The 1,055-nt window shown below is 77.3% G+C and carries 1 protein-coding gene and 1 pseudogene; both read right to left on the bottom strand.

Annotation, left to right across the window (positions count from 1 at the left end; translation table 11 throughout):
* Positions 1 to 681 (bottom strand): annotated as a pseudogene (locus EEJ42_RS31395) (ABC transporter permease); the annotation flags it as partial.
* On the bottom strand, positions 681 to 1,055 hold a 375-nt coding region (locus EEJ42_RS31390), incomplete at its 5' end, for an ABC transporter ATP-binding protein (protein WP_123105247.1). The pseudogene EEJ42_RS31395 and the gene EEJ42_RS31390, both read right to left, overlap by 1 nt.

The raw sequence follows: 1,055 nt of genomic DNA, 5'->3' as shown, positions 1-1,055 counted from the left end.
GACGTCCAGGGCTTCGGCGGGGCCGACGGTGACCGTGTTGTTCACCGGGGAGATGTCCAGCACGTACCGCGGCTTGCCGTCGGCGCCGGGCTCCAGGACCAGTCCGATGACCCTGACCCCGCCCGCGAGTTCGGCGGCCCGGTGGCCGGTGGTCCAGTAGCCGGGGCCGTTCATCGTCCCGGACACGGTGAAGCGCCGCGGTCCGCGCGCGGTGAGCACCGTGATCCGGTCGCCGGTCGCGTGCCCGAGGGCACGGTCCACGACGATGTCGTCGTCGGCCACCGGTGGGCCGCCCGCGCCGAGCCTGTACGAGGCGAGCGCCGCACTCGGCCAGCCGTGGCCCTGCCGCTCCCCCGCCCGCTGCCGGGTGCCGGGCGCCTGCGCGTAGAAGGACCGGTCGGCGACCGCCGCCGCGACGCCGGGGAGGTCCGCCAGGGCGCGCCGCAGCCGCTCGGCCCGCTCCGGGGCCCACGGCGGGCTCTGCGCGAACACCCCGCTGGTCCGGGCCCCTTCGGGGCTGCGTACCAGCACCGGCGCCCCCGCCAGCCGCTCGGGCACCCCGGGGCCGCCGGACAGCAGGATCAGCGCGCTCAGTGTGATCACCGCGACGCCCAGCGCCGTGGTCACGAAGGCGCCCAGGAAGGAGGTCCAGCGCTCGCGCACCATCGCCATGGGGATCATCACCGCACCTCCAGGGCGGCGGTCCGGGCCGCGATCGCCTCCGCGCCGGCCGCGCCCGGCAGTTCGCCCGCGAGCCGCCCGTCCGCGAGCAGCACCACCTGGTCCGCGTAGGCGGCCGCCGCCGGATCATGGGTGACCATGACCACGGTCTGGCCCTGGGTGTCGACCAGTTCGCGCAGCATCCGCAGCACCGTCCGGGAGGTCCGGGTGTCGAGCGCCCCGGTCGGCTCGTCGGCGAAGAGGACGGCGGGCCGCGTGATCAGCGCCCGGGCGATCGCGACCCGCTGCCGCTGTCCGCCCGACAGTTCGCCCGGCCGGTGCCCGGCCCGGTCCGCGAGGCCGACCCGGGCCAGCGCCGCGGCCACCTCGTCCGC

Source organism: Streptomyces botrytidirepellens (genome assembly GCF_003721215.1).
Lineage (GTDB): Bacteria > Actinomycetota > Actinomycetes > Streptomycetales > Streptomycetaceae > Streptomyces > Streptomyces himastatinicus.
Note: the sequence above shows the minus strand (reverse complement) of the source record. Positions and strands in the feature narration are given on the sequence as shown.